16 protein-coding genes are annotated in these 19,276 nt (G+C 38.1%); 3 read left to right on the forward strand and 13 right to left on the reverse strand.

What is annotated here, in order from left to right:
• Positions 1-158 precede the first annotated feature (158 nt).
• Entirely contained in the window at positions 159-1,163 is a 1,005-nt protein-coding gene (gene ccpA / locus V6670_RS17090) for a catabolite control protein A (RefSeq protein WP_036118832.1), read from the reverse strand.
• Between the two features lie 174 nt (positions 1,164-1,337).
• Positions 1,338-2,423, reverse strand: a complete 1,086-nt coding sequence (locus tag V6670_RS17095) for a bifunctional 3-deoxy-7-phosphoheptulonate synthase/chorismate mutase (protein ID WP_036118830.1) — start codon at positions 2,421-2,423, stop codon at positions 1,338-1,340.
• Positions 2,424-2,597: 174 nt separating this feature from the next.
• Here V6670_RS17095 and pilM point away from each other — a divergent pair, with 174 nt between their 5' ends.
• Positions 2,598-4,751 carry a pilus assembly protein PilM gene (gene pilM / locus V6670_RS17100; protein WP_338651742.1) on the forward strand — a complete coding sequence of 718 codons (2,154 nt, stop codon included), beginning with the start codon at positions 2,598-2,600 and terminating at the stop codon, positions 4,749-4,751.
• A gap of 142 nt (positions 4,752-4,893) precedes the next feature.
• Positions 4,894-6,224 (forward strand): IS3 family transposase gene (locus V6670_RS17105; RefSeq protein WP_338651743.1). Its coding sequence is split into 2 segments (ribosomal slippage): positions 4,894-5,272 and positions 5,272-6,224, totalling 1,332 coding nucleotides; the frame shifts between segments, so codons are not numbered across the junction.
• A gap of 85 nt (positions 6,225-6,309) precedes the next feature.
• On the opposite strand, the gene V6670_RS17110 is transcribed toward V6670_RS17105, so the two are convergent.
• The 9 genes from V6670_RS17110 to V6670_RS17150 all read right to left on the reverse strand — a co-directional run bounded on the left by V6670_RS17110 (position 6,310) and on the right by V6670_RS17150 (position 16,521).
• A complete protein-coding gene (locus tag V6670_RS17110; protein ID WP_036118827.1) occupies positions 6,310-6,801 on the reverse strand; it encodes a YtxH domain-containing protein in 492 nt (163 codons plus the stop codon).
• Between the two features lie 133 nt (positions 6,802-6,934).
• Positions 6,935-7,438 carry a DUF948 domain-containing protein gene (locus V6670_RS17115; RefSeq protein WP_036118825.1) on the reverse strand — a complete coding sequence of 168 codons (504 nt, stop codon included), beginning with the start codon at positions 7,436-7,438 and terminating at the stop codon, positions 6,935-6,937.
• Positions 7,439-7,547: 109 nt separating this feature from the next.
• Complete coding sequence (gene murC / locus V6670_RS17120; protein WP_036118824.1) at positions 7,548-8,861, reverse strand: UDP-N-acetylmuramate--L-alanine ligase; 1,314 nt, start codon at positions 8,859-8,861, stop codon at positions 7,548-7,550.
• 229 nt (positions 8,862-9,090) lie between these two features.
• A complete protein-coding gene (locus V6670_RS17125) occupies positions 9,091-12,483 on the reverse strand; it encodes a DNA translocase FtsK (protein WP_338651744.1) in 3,393 nt (1,130 codons plus the stop codon).
• A 261-nt stretch (positions 12,484-12,744) separates the two neighbouring features.
• On the reverse strand, positions 12,745-13,359 hold the full coding sequence (gene ytpR / locus V6670_RS17130; RefSeq protein WP_338651745.1) for a YtpR family tRNA-binding protein: 615 nt from the start codon (positions 13,357-13,359) through the stop codon (positions 12,745-12,747).
• A complete protein-coding gene (locus V6670_RS17135; RefSeq protein WP_036118818.1) occupies positions 13,356-14,180 on the reverse strand; it encodes a DUF1444 domain-containing protein in 825 nt (274 codons plus the stop codon). The genes ytpR and V6670_RS17135 overlap by 4 nt, the downstream gene beginning before the upstream one ends.
• Positions 14,181-14,250: 70 nt before the next feature.
• A complete protein-coding gene (locus V6670_RS17140) occupies positions 14,251-14,769 on the reverse strand; it encodes a hypothetical protein (protein ID WP_338651746.1) in 519 nt (172 codons plus the stop codon).
• 94 nt (positions 14,770-14,863) lie between these two features.
• Positions 14,864-15,385, reverse strand: a complete 522-nt coding sequence (locus V6670_RS17145; RefSeq protein WP_338651747.1) for a DUF84 family protein — start codon at positions 15,383-15,385, stop codon at positions 14,864-14,866.
• 59 nt (positions 15,386-15,444) lie between these two features.
• Entirely contained in the window at positions 15,445-16,521 is a 1,077-nt protein-coding gene (locus tag V6670_RS17150) for a M42 family metallopeptidase (RefSeq protein WP_036118812.1), read from the reverse strand.
• Positions 16,522-16,686: 165 nt separating this feature from the next.
• Here V6670_RS17150 and V6670_RS17155 point away from each other — a divergent pair, with 165 nt between their 5' ends.
• Positions 16,687-17,001, forward strand: a complete 315-nt coding sequence (locus V6670_RS17155) for a peptidase M4 (RefSeq protein WP_036118810.1) — start codon at positions 16,687-16,689, stop codon at positions 16,999-17,001.
• Between the two features lie 53 nt (positions 17,002-17,054).
• On the opposite strand, the gene V6670_RS17160 is transcribed toward V6670_RS17155, so the two are convergent.
• Both V6670_RS17160 and V6670_RS17165 read right to left on the reverse strand, forming a co-directional pair.
• Entirely contained in the window at positions 17,055-18,281 is a 1,227-nt protein-coding gene (locus tag V6670_RS17160) for a hypothetical protein (RefSeq protein WP_036118808.1), read from the reverse strand.
• Positions 18,282-18,410: 129 nt separating this feature from the next.
• On the reverse strand, positions 18,411-19,274 hold the full coding sequence (locus V6670_RS17165) for an MBL fold metallo-hydrolase (RefSeq protein ID WP_338651748.1): 864 nt from the start codon (positions 19,272-19,274) through the stop codon (positions 18,411-18,413).
• Between the last annotated feature and the right edge of the window lie 2 nt (positions 19,275-19,276).

Below are 19,276 nucleotides of genomic sequence, written 5' to 3' on the forward strand. Positions count from 1 at the left end.
TTCTTCATTTTGGAGTTCTATCCACCACTTTTATAGTTTTATCCACTGCTTTTAGAATTCTATCCATCATTTTTATACTCCTATCCACCACTTTTGCAGTTCTATCCATCCATATAAAAAAACACGCAAACTCTTCACAAGTTTACGTGTTACCATCATTATTTACTTTTGACCGATTGTCGATGCTCAATACGGTGTGGTAAAATAACTGCCTCGTCCTCGACAGGCTCCTTGCTCATTAATTTTGTCAGCAAGCGCATGGCAACTGCCCCAATATCATAAAGCGGTAATGCTACACTTGTTAGCTGTGGGCGTACCATTCGCGCTAGCTTTGAGTTCTCAAAGCTGATGACTTCAATATCCTCTGGAACATTTTTGCCTGCGTCTTGTGCGCCATGAATTAAGCCGATTGCCAGCTCATCACTACCTGCAAAATAAGCTGTTGGTGGATGTTCGAGAGCAGATAATATTTCCCAAGCCTCTAAGCCCATGTCATAGCTAGACTCTTCTGCGGCAATTAATGCCTCATCTATTGGTAAACCAGCATCCTGCAATGCTTTCTTATAGGCTGCTAGCTTGAATTTTCCGTTAATTGTATACGAAAGTGGACCAGTTACGAAACCAATACGTGTATGTCCATTTTGAATAAGTAATGAAATTGCTTCATAGGCTGCTTGGAAATAATCGATATTCACAGTGGCAATTGTCTGCGATTCATCAACCGAGCCAGCTAGCACAATCGGTACTGGAGAATGATCCATCGTTTGTTGCATTTTTTCTGTGACCTCATCACTCATCATAACAATTCCATCTACTTGTTTTCCAAGCATCGTATCCAGTAGCTGTAACTCTTTATCTTCATGTTGATCTGAGTTGGCTAAAATAATATTATAACGATACATCGTGGCAATATCCTCTACACCACGAGCCAGCTCCGCATAAACATTGTTTGCAATATCTGGGATAATCACGCCAACTGTTGTTGTTTTCTTACTTGCTAAACCTCGCGCTACTGCGTTTGGACGGTATTCTAATCGCTCAATTACTTCTAATACTTTTTTTCGTGTTGCTGGTTTTACATTTTGATTACCATTGACTACACGAGAGACCGTTGCCATGGAAACATTCGCTTCTCTTGCAACATCATAAATTGTAACAGTCATCGTACGTGCCTCCCTTTTTTCCTATTATAGCCTTATCATACGATAATTTTCATATTATTTTCAAGAAGAACTACGTAAAAACCAAGTACTAATAGTCCTATTCTAGACATTATTTTGTCACGATATAACAAACACCGCCTGCCGAAGTAAGCAAGCGGTGTTCGCTGTTAACAATTAAGCATGAATTTCATGATTTTTCATGAATTTTTGTAGTGTTTCATAGAATGCGTCAAATGTTGGGATGTCCATTTGTTGCTGTGAATCAGACAATGCTACAGATGGATCTGGATGCACTTCTGCCATAACGCCATCAGCGCCAATTGCGATGGCTGCTTTAGCACATGGTAATAATAAATCACGGCGACCTGTTGAATGCGTTACATCTACGAATACTGGCAAATGCGTTTCTTGTTTTAAAATTGGTACAGCTGAAATATCTAATGTATTACGTGTTGCTTTTTCATAAGTACGAATACCACGCTCACAAAGGATAATGTTTTCATTGCCTTTAGACATAATATACTCTGCAGCATGAATGAACTCATCAATTGTAGCAGCTAAGCCTCGTTTTAATAGGACAGGTTTATTTGTTGCACCTGCTGCCTTTAATAATTCAAAGTTTTGCATATTACGTGCACCAATTTGGATAACATCTATATAGTCTAATGCTTCCTCTAAATGACCTGGTGTTACGATTTCTGTAATCACACCTAGACCATATTCCTCTGACACACGTTTTAAAATTTTAAGTCCTTCTAGCCCAAGACCTTGGAAGTCATATGGAGAAGTACGTGGTTTATAAGCACCACCGCGAATTAACTTTTCACCTTTTGCTTTAATAGAAGCGGCAACAGCTGCTACTTGCTCATACGACTCAACTGCACAAGGACCAAATACGAAAGATGGCTTCCCTTGTCCAATTAATTCACCATTAATATTAACAACTGTATCTTCGGATTTCTTTTTACGAGATACAAGCAATTCCTTCTTCTTATCAGCTTCTAATTGTTTTAAAGCTGTTTTAAAGATTTGCTTAAATATATAATCAACCGTCATTTGGTTTAATGGTCCTTGATTGTGTTCTTTAATAAGATCGAGCATGTGTCTTTCACGTAGTGGATCATAGCGATTCACACCTTGCTTTTCTTTAATCTTACCGATTTCATCAACTACAGCTGCACGTTCGTTAATTAGACGAAGAATTTCTAAGTTTAAACCGTCAATTTGACTACGTAAGCTTTCTAAATCTTTTTGGCTCATGCTTACTTGCTCCTCTCCTCATGACAGACACTTTCAGAACTCTGAAATGTATGTTACATTTTTAGATAATAGCATTATTATAATCAATGTTGTTCAGAATGTCACGCATTTTTAATTTAGCGCTTCAACTCGCTAAATTATTTTTCAAGTATGACGCGAAAGGAAGCGATTACATTGAGTTCTAAATTATTCGCACTTGATATTGGTACACGCTCAGTGGTCGGGATTATTCTACAAGAAGAAAATGACCATTTTCATGTGGAAGATATTTTAGTGAAAGAGCATAAAGAACGTGCCATGGTAGATGGTCAAATACATAATGTCATGTATGTGGCAGATTTAATAAATGAAATAAAACGTGAACTCGAAGAAAAACATGGTCCTCTTACAAAGGTAAGTGTGGCTGCCGCAGGTCGATCTTTGAAAACTGAACAAGCTAGTGTGACCATTAATATACGTAATCGGCCTATTTTTACTGAAGAAGATATTAGTCGCTTGGAACTTCAGGCTGTTCAACAAGCACAGCAACAACTTTTACAACAAAAGGAGGATGCAAAGATTAGCCACTATTATTGTGTAGGCTATTCAGTCCTCTATTATCGCTTGGATGGCGAGGAAATTGGTAGTCTGCTCGATCAACAAGGTGATGAAGCACAAATTGAAGTGATTGCTACTTTCCTACCTCGCGTTGTAGTAGAATCACTTATTGCTGCTCTTAAACGGGCAGATTTAGAAATGGAAGCACTGACATTAGAGCCTATTGCTGCCATTAATGTGCTCATTCCGCCAACGATGCGTCGCTTAAATGTGGCACTTGTTGATATAGGGGCAGGAACATCTGATATCGCGATCACTGATAAAAGTACAGTTGTGGCCTATGGTATGGTGCCAACAGCTGGTGACGAAATTACAGAAGCATTAAGCGACCACTATTTACTAGACTTCCCTGTAGCAGAAGAGGCAAAACGTCAGCTCCAAACAGCAGAAGAAATATTAATTCAAGATATCCTTGGATTTGATCAGTTTTATCCAAAGGATGAGGTGTTATTAGCAATTGAGCCTGCAGTAAAGCAACTGGCAAAGTCTATTGGTGAAGAAATCTTACGACTCAATAATCGTGTCGCACCGAAAGCCGTTATGTTAGTTGGTGGTGGTAGCTTAACACCCAATCTGACTACAGAACTTGGACAAGTCCTTGACTTACCAGCAAATCGTATCGCTGTTCGAGGTATTGATGCTATTCAAAACCTTACAAAGGAAGAACATATAAAAGCATCACCTGAGCTAGTCACGCCGATTGGAATTGCGATTGCTGCTAAGAAAATGCCGATTCAATACATGAGTTTAACGGTTAATAATCAAGTGGTTCGCCTTTTTGAATTAAAGGAAATGACTGTGGCGGATGCTTTTTTAGCGGCAAATATACGAGCAAAGCAATTATATGGAAAACCTGGACTTGGGCTATCTGTCAGTGTCAATGGACAAGATATTTTTATCCCTGGTGGTCATGGGCAACCAGCAGAAATATTGGTCAATGGCCAACAGGCATCTACCAAAACGTTGATTAAATCGGGTGATGCTATTCAGCTAATCGAAGGGCAAGATGGGCAGACTGCAATAGCTACAGTGAGAGATCTTGTTGATGATGCAGCGATAAAAACAATTACAATACAACAAACCAAATATGTGATTGAGCCAAAAATTACTGTCAATCAATCACCTGCATCACTTGATACAATTTTAAATGATCGTGATAGAGTAGTTTTTGATATAGCTGATACAATTGAAGATGTATTTAAAGTCACGAACAACTGGGATTTAGTCAAACAATTTGAATCCTATTCTATTCAAGTGGACAGTCAACCTTTGTATTTACCAGAATTCTCTTCACAGCTAATGATTAATGGAAAAATAGCGAAAATGAGCTATGCGGTTCAAGATGGCGATATCATTAGCTTTCACCAACCATCTTTACCAACCGTACAACGTATAGCAGACCAAATGAACCTTTTGCTAGAGGATAAAATCATTATTCATTTCCAACAGGAAGTTGTAGAACTAAAGAAAACAGCAAATGAGGCGCTCGTCAATCAAAACGTTGTATCACCACTGTCCACTGTGCCGAATGGAGCAACTATCGAATTTAGAGAAAAAGATCGCAGTCGTTGGATTTATCAGGATGTATTCCGTTTCTCTAATTGGCAGTTACCAGGTACATTTAAAGGGAATTTCACGATTTTAAGAAATGGTCAACCAGCAAGCTTTGATACAGAAATATTTGGTGGCGATCAACTAGAAATACTATTAGAAGCTTCCCCCATCACTTAAAAAAGGGATACGTTACATCATTATGAACTGAACCCCGAATAGTGGACACTTTAAAAAAAGTGGACCTATTCGGGGTTTTTCTATTTTCAACGTTTGAAAACCCCGTTATACTAACCATACCATTTATGAACGGGAGAACATCATGAGTAAAATAATTTTTAACGAACGCCAACGCAGACAAATTGAAGCGAATCCAAATGTCGCCTCAGTATCCGACCGCTCAATTCAATATACAGCCGACTTTAAATTAAAAGCTGTTCAGGCAAATTTACAAGGAAAAGGTCCAGTCCAAATCTTCAGAGAAGCGGGATTTGACTTAGAGCTGATAGGAATTAAGAAAGCTAAAAGTGCAATTAGCCGTTGGAAGAAAACATATCAAACACATGGTAAGGAAGGCTTTTTAGAGGAACGTCGTGGAAATGAGAGTACTGGCCGTCCACGCCTTGAAAACTTATCCGCAGAAAAGAAACTTGAGAAAGCGGAAGCGCGTATTCAACTGTTAGAGGCAGAGCTTCATCTGCTAAAAAAGCTCGACGAAATGGAAAGGCAGGCGAAAAAGAATCGTTTTTAACACCGAAAGAGAAATACCAAGCCATCAATGAAACAATTCGTTTCTATCAATTAAAAAAGATGACTCGTCACCTTTGTCAGGTAGCGAATGTCAGTCCAAGCGGCTATTATAAGTGGCTTCAAAATAAGGAGAAACACGCTTTACGTGAAGAAGCTGATTATCAAGATGACATCTTATTAAAATCAATTTATGATCAAGCGAAAGGGAAAATTGGTTATCGTGGATTTTATATGGCACTGGTAGATGTGCTGGACACACCGATGAACCATAAAAAGATTCTTCGTCTGATGCGTAAGTTCAATTTATATGCGAAAGTACGTCGTGCGAATCCGTATCGTCTGTTAGAAAAAGCAACAGAGGCGCATCGCCGTATACCGAACCATTTAAACCGAGCATTTAAGCAAGAAGAGCCAGGAAAAGTATTCTTAACAGATATTACGTATCTGCAATATAGAGGTGGTCAAAGGGCGTATTTATCATGCGTGAAAGATGTCGCAACACGAGAAATTGTAGCATACGAATTATCTACTACGTTAAAGATGTCCCTTGTCTATAAGACGCTTGAAAAGTTAAAAACACATCTAGAAGGCAATCTTCATCCAGAAGCGCTGATTCACTCGGACCAAGGTATTCATTATACACACCCAGAATATCAGCAGCGTGTAAAAGAAATGGGACTTTTTCAATCAATGTCCCGCAGAGGAAATTGTCTTGATAATGCGCCAATGGAATCGTTTTTCGGTCATTTCAAAGATGAAGTAGACTATAAACAAGCAGAAAGTTTGGCAGAATTACACACAATAGTGATGGACTATATGAACCATTATAATCACACACGAAAGCAATGGACATTAAAAAAGATGGCTCCGGCAACTTACCGAAGCCATCTCATTGCGGCTTAACCTAAAACTACATCCCTTTTTATTAAACTGTCTACCAAATAGGGTTCAGTTCATTATCATGTAACGTATCCCTTTTTATTATGCATTATGCGCGTACTTCTTCATTTGTCTCTTCTGTTTGTTCCTTTATTTCTTGTGCTTTAGGCTCCTCACTAGGAATAAATTCCTCTAGCGGTTCTTCACCCTCAAAGGAAACCGTACCATCATCAAAAACAGCTGGTGCTTTTGCCGTTTTCAATGTTTTTACTTTTTCCACTAATTGTGTAGATTGTTCTTGAAGTTGTTTAGAAAGTTGAACCGTTTTATCTTTTGCAGTTGTCGAGAAGTCTGCACTCTTATCTTTTAACTGAACAGCTTGTACCGCCACATCACTACGTAAATCTTTTCCTGATTTTGGGGCTAATAGTAGACCTGCCGCAGCACCTACGATTCCTCCGACTAATGCGCCAATCACAAAATCTTTCATGTTTACACGCTCCTCTTCATAAATCGAGTCTTGTGAATGATAAAGCTGAGGTAAAGAACTTTCAAGCTGTTGTTCCTTTACTTCGTTAAAATTTGGCTTTTGAGTTGTCATACAACAATTCCTCCCCATCTTATTATCAAATTTGTCTAGACTGGTTGTCCATCTACTTTCACAGATGCATCTACAACTTATGTCTAAGACTTTATTTTTATTCAGTCAGCATGTAATACTCACTGAATAATTATCATTTTTTACGACCCCATTTTCTTTTTGGCTTTTCTTCTACTTGTACCGTTTCAAATGCATAGGCATCCTCAGAAACTGACTCTTGCTCAATGATTTTGCGTTTTTTCCACTTATCCGCAATACCCATCGCCACATTACTCCATTGTACAACCTGTGCAATTTTTTCTTCGTTTTGTTCTACGCTTTTAGAAACAGAAGAAGTGATTTGCTGTACAGAATTATTTAAACCATTAACGGAATCACCAATACCTTTAACAGCTTGAACAACTGAATTTAATTGTTCCGATTTATGTTGAATATCATCTGCTAAGCTATTTGTTTTTGTTAATAAGGACGTTGTTTCACGCGTAATGCCTTCCATTTGTCCTTCAATCCCTGATAATGTCCCAGCTAAACTGTTTAAAATGGACTTGAGCGAAAATAATGTCATACCAACGCTCACACATAAAATTAAAAATCCGATTGCAGCAATAATGGCTGCAATATACAAAATCACTTCCATAAGATAACCTCCTGCTAGTAAATTGTCTTTACTATTACTTTCCCTATCTTCGACAAAAAAAACGGAATTCCTTCTCAAATTTGAGAAAAAACAGCTTAACCCCTACGGACTAAGCTGTTTCATTGTTTGTAAGCACGTCTTCAAAAGCATCTTGGAACTTGTGAACATCACCAGCGCCCATAAATAAAAATACCGCGCCTTTATGTTTTGTTAATATATCAATTCCTTCAGTGGTAATCACTGCACTGCCTTCGATAAGAGACGCTAAATCATGAATAGATAGTGCACCTTGCGTTTCTCTTGCAGAGCCAAATATATCACATAAATAGGCTGTATCTGCAAGGCTCAAACTATCCGCAAAATCTTGTAAAAAAGCTTGGGTACGTGTAAATGTATGTGGTTGGAAAATAGCAACTAGCTCACGTTCAGGGAACTTTTGTCGTGCCGATTGAATTGTTGCACGAATTTCCGTTGGATGGTGTGCATAGTCGTCTATTAAAACAGTATCCCCTATATCGGTTTCAGTAAAACGTCTCTTAACACCTTTATATGTGTGTAGACGCTCCTGAATAATATCAGGTGAAATGCCTTCATATTCGCATAGCGTAATGACAGCCAATGTATTTAAAACAGCATGATCCCCAAATAACGGGATAAAGAAAGTACTATAAAATTCATTGCGAACAAATACATCAAATTTTGTACCTTTAGTTGTTTTTTCTACATTACGCGCTTCGAAGTCATTTTCAGCACCAAATCCATAATAGACAACTGGTACTTTTGCTTGAATACGCTGAAGCTGTTCATCATCACCACATGCGATGATCGCTTTTTTCACTTGTAACGCTAATGATTGAAATGCAGAATATACATCCTCTATGTTGGCAAAGTAGTCTGGATGATCAAAATCGATATTAGTCATCACAGCATAATCTGGATTGTAGGCTAAGAAGTGACGGCGATATTCACATGCTTCCATCACAAAGAAATCAGCATTTTCATGCCCTGCACCTGTACCATCACCAATTAAATAAGATGTTGGCTTATAACCGCCTACAACATGTGCCATCAAGCCTGTTGTAGATGTTTTACCATGCGCACCTGTGATTGCAATGGATGTATAGTTGCCAATATATTCACCTAAAAATTTATGGTAACGAATGATTTCTACACCGATTTCTTGGGCACGTACTAATTCAGGATGATCGTCTGGAAACGCATTTCCTGCAATTACTGTCATGCCTTCTTTAATATTATCTGCATTAAATGTAAAAATTGGAATATTACGTTCACGTAACGGCTGCTCCGTGAAGAAATATTTATCGACATCTGAGCCCTGTACTTGTTCACCAGCATCAAATAAGATTTGTGCAAGCGAACTCATGCCAGAACCTTTAATGCCTGTGAAATGAAAAACTGTCATTAATTAAACCCCCCGGGAATTTCAATATCCCATCTATCATCTATTAGGTGTAACGTATTATTTCACGTATCGTTAGGTATTAATACCTTCACAAGTGTTAAAAAATACGTACTATTCAACACATCCTGTCTATTATAGCACTTTTTATGCATAAGGATAGATGTGTAACTTTTCTAAAAAAACTAAAATCGACGTAAATTAGATAATCTAGACGAAAACAATGCAATTCTTATTCAAACATAGTAATTAAATCTTCTTCTGTAATGTAACTTTCACGCGGCTTACTTCCTCTTGCCTCCGAAACAAAGCCATGTGATTCTAACATATCAATTAAACGAGCAGCACGATTATAGCCAATATGATACTTTCGTTGAATCAATGAGGTTGAGGCGCCACCTTGCTCATAGACAAATCGGCAAACATCTTCAAACAGATCATCCTGTTCTGCGGACACCTCTGTTTTCTTCAATAACTCCTCTTGATCGAAAATATAATCAGGCTCTCCCTGCTCACGAACATGCTCAATAATGGCTTCAATTTCATCATCTGTCACAAATGTTCCCTGTAGTCGCACTGGCGCTGACATACCGTTACCTAAATATAGCATATCCCCTCGCCCAAGTAATCTTTCTGCTCCCTGCCCATCTAAAATAGTACGAGAATCAATTTGTGAGGAAACAGCAAAGGCAATACGTGTAGGAATATTTGATTTGATTAACCCTGTAATAACATCCACAGAAGGTCTTTGCGTCGCAACAATTAAATGAATACCACAAGCACGTGCCTTTTGAGCAATTCGACAAATGGCCTCCTCTACATCGGCGGGAGACATCATCATTAAATCAGCTAACTCATCAATGACAATTAAAATATAGGGTAGCTTCAAGCTATGCTCATTATTTTTATCTGCTATTGCATTATAACGTGTAATATCACGTGCACCTGCATGAGCAAATAGCTGATAGCGACGCTCCATTTCCTCCACTGCCCATTTCAGTGCAGCCGTTGCTGCCTTCACATCTGTAATAACAGGGCTAACTAAATGCGGAATATGGTTAAATGGTGCAAGCTCTACCATTTTAGGGTCGATCAGCATGAGTTTTAACTCATGTGGTGCAGCTTTATATAATAAACTAACCAAAATGGAATTAATACAAACAGATTTACCCGAACCCGTTGCACCAGCAATTAAGCCATGAGGCATTTTTCGCAAATCTAATGTAACAGGCTTTCCTGTTAAATCAAGACCTAACGCTGCCTCTAATGGAGAATCCGATTCAAGGAAAGAGGCACTATTTGTCACCTCTGACAGTCGAACAGCACGAGATACGCGGTTTGGAATCTCAATACCTATTGAACTTTTTCCAGGGATTGGTGCCTGAATACGAATATCTTTTGCTGCTAAGGCCAGTTTTAAATCATCGGCTAAGTTTCGGATTTTACTAACCTTTGTACCATGGCTCACCGTTATTTCGAATTGCGTAACAGCTGGCCCCTGCATAATCGATTCAATTTGAGCGGAAACCTGGAAATAAGAAAGTGCCTCGACCAATGTATCTCCCTGTTGTTCCATCCAATCCGTATCCTGTGTTTTCTCCTCTGGTGGCTCTAAATACTCATCTGTAGGCTTTTGATAGACATGAACTGGCTTTGCAGGTTTTTCAGCTTCCTGTGCTTCCATTTCAAATACTGGTGGTTCCTCTTGCTTGTCAACAGATTGTACAGGACCATACGCTACAATTTCTGAAATTTCATCCGTGTTGGTAGTTAGTTCTGGTTCTGGTTCTAAATCTCGTTTTAGTTCTGACTCTAGCTCTGGCTCTAAATCTCGTTTTAGTTCTGATTCTAGCTCTGGCTCTAAATCTCGTTTTAGTTCTGATTCTAGCTCTGGCTCTAAATCCCATTTTAGCTCTGATTCTAGCTCTGGCTCTAAATCTCGTTCTAGCTCTGATTCTAGCTCTGGCTCTAAATCTCGTTCTAGCTCTGATTCTAGCTCTGGCTCTAAATCTCGTTCTAGCTCTAGCTCTAGCTCAGTAGTAGCTGAAATTTCATCAATAGCGGCTTTTTCAATTTCTGTTCTTTCTTGCGTTAATACACCAGACATTGTTGTCACAGGTGTCATTGTAATGACTGCTACATTGTCTTCAGAGCTAGGTGGAGTAGTAGCATTTCGCGTATCGTCCTTGGCATATTGATGCAATGCTAAATCATCTTGCAATGGCATATGCTCTGTCATTGACTCAACAAGATCCTCTTCTGTTAGTGAATCAGCTGGTTGGGGACGATCTATTATTACAACACTGTCTGGAGAACATGATTCTTCCTCTTCATAGGCTACCGCCACATCCACTGGTTCGTTTTCCATTGCTTTCTGAGTACTTTCAACATGAATAGGCTGTGCCTTTTTCATTTGCTGTTGGATTCTCCATTTTTCTTTATCCGTTTTTAACATGAGGACATTAAAAGGAATACGACTTGTTTCTTCCTTCTGCACCGTATCAGCAGGTTGGTCGTCAACAAGTAATGGGTCATCCTTCGATGGCTGTACAACTGTTACCTCTCCGATATGAATCGTGGAATTTTCGATTTGTACTTGCTCTACTATCATTTCTTTCACGTGAATTTCAGATTGATCGGCAGAAAGTTGTTGAACTGTTTGGTCTTGCAGAACAGCTTCTTTCACTTGATCTTCAAAGGCCATGGCAAATGATGTTGTTTGAGGTATAGCCATATTAGATGACATACTCTCCTGCTCACCATTAGCCTCTACCGATACATCATCATCAAAATGAATAGGCTCATTTGCTAAAGGTAGCTCATCAGGTTCAATTATTTCATACTGCTCTACTTCAACCATTTGATCTATGCTAGCCGGCTCTTTTTCTTCTAGTATATTTTCATTAGCCTCATTTGTTGTCGTTTCTTTTATAGAGTTCGTAACCGTCACCATTTCGGCATCATGTACCGAGGTTTCTTGCTCCTCGTATTCTTCTTTTCTTTTATCTAATAATTCTTTGATGGGACTTGGTTTGGCAAATCCATAGACGGGTGAAGGTACATCTGTTGGCACAAAGCGTTTACGATTCTCAGGTAAAATGCTTTCAACTTTTTGTTCCTTCCACTGCTTTTTCTCTTTCGAAACAGATGCTGGTGCAGACGCAGACTTAACATTGACTGTCTCATGTTGTGCATCCCGAAACACTAAGCTTGCTCGTGAACGATATTGCTGTTCTACAGGCTGACTTTTCATCGTTGTTTTTCGACCAGTGCGTTTTGAACGATTTGCTAATAAATCACGAATCCCTGAAACCTCCACATCATAAACACTGGAGTCAACAATATGGTGGTTTAAATGCTTCGGTAAAGATAAATCACCAATCTGTCCATAATCATCATTACCCATTTGATCAAACATTTCTTTTTGTGGTGTGTAGGATGTCCCGCTTTCATCATCGTCAATCAATGGAAAACGGAAAGTCTTCTGCTTAGCCATCGGTACTTCATTTTGCGTATGTAGTTGCTCTGTCTGCTCTTCTTCGTAGCCATCATAATATTCTTCATACTCGTAATATTCATCTTCTTTATTTATAAATTTATTAATTTGTTTTTTAAACCAGTTCACTTCGTTTCACTCATTTCTCTTACACTTCATTTATAGCATTGGCTTGATTCATATAATTAATAGCTCAATGTCTATATCAAAAAGCATACCATAAAAACGCTCTTGAAACTTGCATTTAGAGGCTCATTCTAAACAAAAAAATCGTTACGCTACTAGCATATTAGTAACATAACGATTTAGGGCATTTCACCTTGATACAAGGAATAATATCATGATAAAACATTTAAATTTTAATAAATTCCTTTTCAAATAAAGGCATTTCTATTTAGTTGGTGTTTCAAAAGCACTACCAATAGTGGCATCTTCCGGTAATACTAAAATTCCTTTTTCAGAAGGAGCGTTAGGAATGGCTAATTCACGAGCTGAGCAAAGCATGCCGTAAGACTCAACACCACGTAAATTTCCTGCTTTAATGAGCATACCTGAAGGCATTACTGCACCAATTTTGGCAACAACTACCTTCTGACCTGCTTCTACATTAGGAGCACCACAAACAATTTGCAATGTCTCATCGCCTACATTTACGGAACAGATACTTAATTTATCAGCGTTCGGATGCTTGTCCTTTGTTTCCACATAACCCACCACAAATTTTGGAGAAAAGTCAACATCAAGGTTGATTGTAGCTCCATTTTTCTCGATGGCTGCAGTTAGTTGTGCTACTAGTTCTGGTGTCACTTCCACTAAGCCTCTTGCATCTGTTTGGATGTAGCTGCTTGCATTAAATAAATTAAACGCCTTTATTTCTCCTGTTTGTGCTTCTTTTAAAATAGCGATATCTCCAGCTCGTTCTACTACTGTTTTCACAATAGACTCGGTTGCTAATTGAACTAGTAAGACATCTCCTACATGGTCTTTGTTGTAAAATACGTTCATTGTTTTTCTTGCTCCTTTTTCACTCTGTTTTTGGCTAAAATAAAGATTGGTTCTAGTTCCCCATCTTCATAAATAAAAGATAATGATGTGATCGGTACTATACCGACAGTAAAGAAATGCATCGTCATCTGTGCTAATACATCATACCCTGTTTCATTGCGAATATCACCTATAATTAACACATCTTGATGTGGCACAGACAATGTCATATCGCCTTCCACCAGTGCTCGCATGTCTGTCAAAAAACTCTCATTTAAAATACGGCTAGCATCGTAGCCATCATTCACATTGACAAAATAAAATAGATTACCTGCTACCTCATCCTTTTTATATGCGGTTGGTAATTGCTTTACTGAAAAGCGTGCCATTTCTCGAATTTGCTCTACCGTTAATTGTAATGCTTCTAGCATGGATTCATCAATAAAACGATAGGTTTTACCCAAATCGAGCGCATAAAAAATACGTGTCTCCGCTGTATGCTCAGTTGTAATAAACGCATGTCCTTCTTTAGATGCTTGGGGATAAGAAGTCGCACGTATAATAGGATAAATTTGTGTAGTCGTTTGAAAGCCTTGTTCTTTTTCTTGCTCCATCGCATTAAAAGTCTGCTCAATCGTATAGACAACTTCCTCAATCGCTGCCTCTTGCTTATCATTGTATTTTGCTAAGATACCAGGTAATGAGAGCTCCATTCCTTTGTCAATCGTCTTATGATTCAATCGTAATTTATCATGCTTTTTATCAAAATGAAATTCGTATTTCTCTTCATTCAATCGTTTTTTTAATAGCTCTATCAGTTGTTCTGATTTCAATTGCTTCATTTTTCTCACATCCTGACTTCAAAATGAAACGGCTCACATGTTTGTGAACCGTCTGTTCAATCCAATCTATTTACTTCATTTTAACCGAATGTACAATTTTCGTCATCTCACGCAAATTAGTTTCAATATGTTTGGTCTGGGAAATCGTTGTCATTTTCACGCCGCCGCTACTAACAATTAGCTCCATCTCATTTTTATCTTCCGTCTTTAGAACCGCAGTGAAGCCAAAACGACCATTCTTGTCATAAGTCGACTCTTCGATAATTTTGTCCGCTTCATTTTCTTTTAAAAGATTATAATAAAGTTTACTGTCTTGCGCTTCTTCATCATTAATAAAAAGAATATAGCTTTCTTTTCCTTTTGAAATCACAATATTATAAGCATCTGAACTGTCTTCAACTTTAAAGTTTGAAGGTAAGTATAATTTGATATCTCCAATTTTCTCCGTATGTTCTTCTGGCTCTTCAGCAAAAACCGTCTCCGTTAATTGGAGCCCATTCGCAATTTGGTCATCAATCGATTGATTACAGCCAGAAAGGACCAGAAGTAAAAGCATCAGGCTGATAGTTTTTAGCCAGGTAAACGACATGTCCCTCTTCCTTTCTCTGCTAACTTTTTTCTATTTTAAAAAAATTATTCATCAGATGCAACCTAACTGCATGCTGAATACTAATTCCATTTAACTATTTTTGTAAAAATGTGAACAAATATTGACCAACCAATAGTGATACAATATGCTCAAACATTATCTGTCGACTCACTAAACCTTGCGTAAAAATACCTACAGCACCTGTACCTTGACGAATATCTCGACGTTTTGTGTATTGCTCCATAATAGGGCCAAGCTCTCCACCACCTCTTATTTCCTGGGCAATTTCTTTTGGTAATATAATTTGTGCACCAGCAGCTGTGAAAATGGTTCCATCAGAAACTGTTAATGCACCCCAATTACAAACATACATTTCATCATCTATTTCAGTTACGCCACCCTCTAAGCCAAATGCGAATTGTGCACCTGTTGTGTTCATGGCGTTTTTTGCACGATTAATCGCCCCTAGTCTCGTTTCTTCATTACTTATTGGTTGATCTGACACTTCAGAAGCAGCTTTCACATGCGTAAAGATGGCATCTTCAAAATATTGTCGAGCAATTACTTCAACTGCCTCTGTCTTCGCTTTATTCATTGTCCCAATGGCTATATTCATCTAATCCCCACTTTCTTTCCATAGAAAAAGATGCCTCTAAAAGGCATCTTTTTAACTTCTTATACATTAGCGCGAATTGTCTCTAATGTCGAACGATCTGCTTTTTTCACTAATTCAACAATTAATGCCTTGGCAGCTGCGTAATCATCAATATGAATAATGGACGCTGACGTGTGAATATAGCGTGAGCAAACACCAATAACAGCGCTTGGAACACCATCATTTGCTGTATGTACTCGCCCTGCGTCAGTTCCTCCCTGAGATACAAAGTACTGGTAAGGAATATGATTTGATTCGGCAGTATCTAAAATAAATTCTCGCATACCACGATGTGTGACCATTGTGCGGTCTAAAATACGAAGTAATGTACCTTTGCCAAGCTGTCCAAATTGATTTTTTTCTCCCGACGTATCGTTGGCAGGAGAAGCATCTAATGCGAAGAATAAATCTGGTTTAATCATATTTGCTGATACTTGAGCACCACGTAAACCTACTTCCTCCATAACATTTGCGCCTGAATATAAATGCGATCCTAGTTTTTCATTTTGTACTTCTTTCATTAACTCAATCGCTAGACCACAGCCATAACGGTTATCCCAAGCCTTAGCCATAATTTTTTTCGGATTGGCCATTGGTGTAAATGGACAAATAGGAATGATAGATTGTCCTGGACGAACACCCATACCCATTGCATCTTCTTTGTTGTCAGCGCCAACATCGATAAGCATATTTTTTATATCCATCGGCTTAGCACGTTCTGCATCTGTTAATAAATGCGGTGGAATAGATGAAACAACGCCAGGTATTGCGCCATTTTTTGTATAAACTTCTACACGCTGTGCAAGCATAACCTGGTTCCACCAGCCACCTAATGTTTGGAAACGGATCATGCCATTATCTGTAATAGAAGTAACCATAAATGCTACTTCATCCATATGTCCAGCAACCAACACTTTTGGCGCGTCAGCAACCTCACTGCGCTTAACACCAAAGATGCCCCCTAAATTATCTTGAACGATTTCATCCGAGTACTTTTCTAACTCAGAACGCATGAACGCACGTACAGCATGTTCATTCCCCGGAGCGCCTGGTAGTTCTGTTAATGTTTTAAATAATTGTAATGTTTCCTCATTCATGATGACTCTCTCCCCACGAAGTAGAATATTCTTCCTTGCCTATTGTAACACATTTATTTCCGAATTCGAAATATTGATACATTTCCTAAAACTGTTAAAGTGTGAACGTGCATTCACTCCATAGGCTATGCTAAAATATAGGTATAGAAAAAGGAGGAAAGATGTATGAAATTACGTGATTTTTTAATTGGTGTTGCAACTGGCTTAGCTGCCGCAGTCATTATTAAAGAAGCTAGTGAAAAAGTTTCTCCGTTCGTACCTGCAGGACAAGTACTTGAAAACATAAAAAGAGAGTTTAAAAAGGATGCACCGATTGACGGTTCTTGGATTTTTATGAAAACAGAAGATTTCACAAACGGTATTATGACTATTCCAGTATATCGCGGAGGAATCTCTCGTATGAATGAAGGGGAAATGCAGACTTTCGAGTTTGCTGCCGACGCACGCTCTGGTGTTGTAGTGGAACTAACAGAAGTTTAATCATGTATAGACAATAAGAAGCCATCTCCAATGAATGAGATGGCTTCTTATTGTTATTCGGATAAACCTTTATTATTAAAGTACTTTTTATACTTACGATAATAATTCAAGTTATTGAGGGTTAACTTCACCCAACGCTTCGTATTCATATCCTCATTAAAGTAAAGAGAGTTTGTATATTTGCCCTCACTAATTAATTTTTTTGCTTCTAGTTTAAGCTTTTCATTTGATGCATATTTGAATAATACGCCCTTAGGGATAATCATCCATAAATGTTTGTCCTGCACATATGTGACATCTTGCTCGATATTTAACATATGGTCATCAGCGACATACTTCATTAAATTATGACCACTTGCTGTTACATAGTAGCTAGAGCGACCATTACGTAAATTAATTTCAAATAGCTTATACTGCTTGTCTCGAATATCATATTTCATATCGAAATTTGCAAAGCCTGTATAACCGATATCCTCTAAGAAGAATCGTACTTGATCCATTAATTCTTTATCATAGGTTGTAACGATGGCTGCATAACTTCCGATTCCTTCAGGAGAATGTTCTTCTAGAATAGGATTACCTAGACACATCAGCTTTACTTTTCCATCTTTCCCTACGTAAGCATTTAACACACGCATATAAGAATCATCACCAGGAATAAATTCTTGGATAATCATAGTATCCTGATATGTTGAGCTATAAATCGCTTTTAATATGGCCGTTTTTTCCGCATCATCATGCGCAACAAATACTTTTTTCTTACCTGGGAATTTACATGCCCAATATTCTACAGAGTTTGAAGCTTTTAAAATAATAGGGTAATCAAATGGTGGTGTAAAGTTTTCATAGTTATCGGCTGTCACCGTTGTTGTACCTGGATATTTAAAATTATATTGATCACACATTTTATAGAAGTTTTCTTTCAATAAAATTTCATCCATCAACGATTCATCGATGTACGGTACAGTAAAATGCTCTTGTAACGCTGGCTTATTTTTAATAATCAGCTTAGCATAATCGTCTCCACATGCTAAAAGTAATAGTTTTTTATCAGCATATTTTTTTGCAACTTCTGCAAGTGCAGGTGCAAAAACATCTTGTTCATTTAAACGATCTATTTCTTGAAATTGTAGGATATGGCTATCTTGAGTCGCTGTTAAATGAGAACGTCCTAAGACAAGTGGTTTAATACCATATGCTTCATAAAACGCGCGTGCCATACCATATGCATTCATATCTGATCCTAGTAAAACTGGTAAAAATGGTTGTTCAGTTGCCATGTTTATTTCAACTCTCTTTTGTATTTTAGTATCGTGTTAAGTGTATCATATTTTCTATCCTGTTCACGAACAAAAAAGCGAGGTAATTGACATTTTATATGTCAATTACCTCGGCCTTTGCTGGCGCTATTAAAATGTAATAACAGCTTGTCTACTACGCTCAAGCTTATTCACAATTTCTTTGCCCGTTTCATCCCATTTAATCATACGGTAATATGCATCGTGATAGAAAATAAAGCTATAGCTATTGGTAAGCGCCTCTTTCATAAGTCGCTCTTTGGCAAATACACTTGTCATTGGGTAATCATCATACGCTAATACCCATAATGGATTCTGGTGAGCATGTGTTGGCATAATATCCGCCATATGCAATAATACTTCACCATTTTGCGTTAGCTTGATAACGGCATGTCCCTCACTATGTCCACCTGTATGAATCATTTCGATCCCTGGTATCACTTCCAACGTATCTTCATAGGTTTCAACTAAGTGCTGCACTGGCTCCCAATTCTCTTTCCAATACGTATTTTTAGAGCGGATATTAGGATTACGCATTTCATCCCATTCAATTTTCGTAACAAAAATTTTGGCATTCGGAAAAGTTGGCACAAGTACATCCTCTTCCCATTGTGTTAAGCCACCAGCATGATCAAAATGTAAATGAGTCATTAACACTGCATCAATATCCGCTGTTGTTAATCCCAGTTCCTGTAAGCTTTCCGTTAATGAGGATTCCTCGGTTACACCAAAGTTTCGTAATTGTTTTTCGTTTAATTTATTAAAACCAACTCCTGTATCAATCAGGTAGTTTTTGCCCTCATATTGAATGAGGATGGGTTCTGTTGGTAATTCAATTTGATTTTTTTCATTGACTGGATATTTACGTGACCAAAGCGGCTTCGGTACAACACCAAACATTGCCCCGCCATCTAGGCACGTAACACCCCCGTTAAGCCATGTTAATGACATTTTGTGAAACTGTAACTGATCCATCC

Source organism: Lysinibacillus sp. Y5S-8 (assembly GCF_036894365.1).
GTDB classification, from domain to species: Bacteria; Bacillota; Bacilli; order Bacillales_A; family Planococcaceae; genus Lysinibacillus; species Lysinibacillus fusiformis_D.

What these genes read in the sequence shown, in the direction of transcription:
- ccpA (WP_036118832.1), bottom strand. Translation starts at nt 1,163, where the DNA reads ATGACTGTTACAATTTATGATGTTGCAAGAGAAGCGAATGTTTCCATG.
- V6670_RS17095 (WP_036118830.1), bottom strand. Translation starts at nt 2,423, where the DNA reads ATGAGCCAAAAAGATTTAGAAAGCTTACGTAGTCAAATTGACGGTTTA.
- V6670_RS17110 (WP_036118827.1), bottom strand. Translation starts at nt 6,801, where the DNA reads ATGACAACTCAAAAGCCAAATTTTAACGAAGTAAAGGAACAACAGCTT.
- V6670_RS17115 (WP_036118825.1), bottom strand. Translation starts at nt 7,438, where the DNA reads ATGGAAGTGATTTTGTATATTGCAGCCATTATTGCTGCAATCGGATTT.
- murC (WP_036118824.1), bottom strand. Translation starts at nt 8,861, where the DNA reads ATGACAGTTTTTCATTTCACAGGCATTAAAGGTTCTGGCATGAGTTCG.
- ytpR (WP_338651745.1), bottom strand. Translation starts at nt 13,359, where the DNA reads ATGAACGTATTTTACAACAAAGACCATGTAGGAGATGTCTTACTAGTT.
- V6670_RS17135 (WP_036118818.1), bottom strand. Translation starts at nt 14,180, where the DNA reads ATGAAGCAATTGAAATCAGAACAACTGATAGAGCTATTAAAAAAACGA.
- V6670_RS17140 (WP_338651746.1), bottom strand. Translation starts at nt 14,769, where the DNA reads ATGTCGTTTACCTGGCTAAAAACTATCAGCCTGATGCTTTTACTTCTG.
- V6670_RS17145 (WP_338651747.1), bottom strand. Translation starts at nt 15,385, where the DNA reads ATGAATATAGCCATTGGGACAATGAATAAAGCGAAGACAGAGGCAGTT.
- V6670_RS17150 (WP_036118812.1), bottom strand. Translation starts at nt 16,521, where the DNA reads ATGAATGAGGAAACATTACAATTATTTAAAACATTAACAGAACTACCA.
- V6670_RS17155 (WP_036118810.1), top strand. Translation starts at nt 16,687, where the DNA reads ATGAAATTACGTGATTTTTTAATTGGTGTTGCAACTGGCTTAGCTGCC.
- V6670_RS17160 (WP_036118808.1), bottom strand. Translation starts at nt 18,281, where the DNA reads ATGGCAACTGAACAACCATTTTTACCAGTTTTACTAGGATCAGATATG.
- V6670_RS17165 (WP_338651748.1), bottom strand. Translation starts at nt 19,274, where the DNA reads ATGGATCAGTTACAGTTTCACAAAATGTCATTAACATGGCTTAACGGG.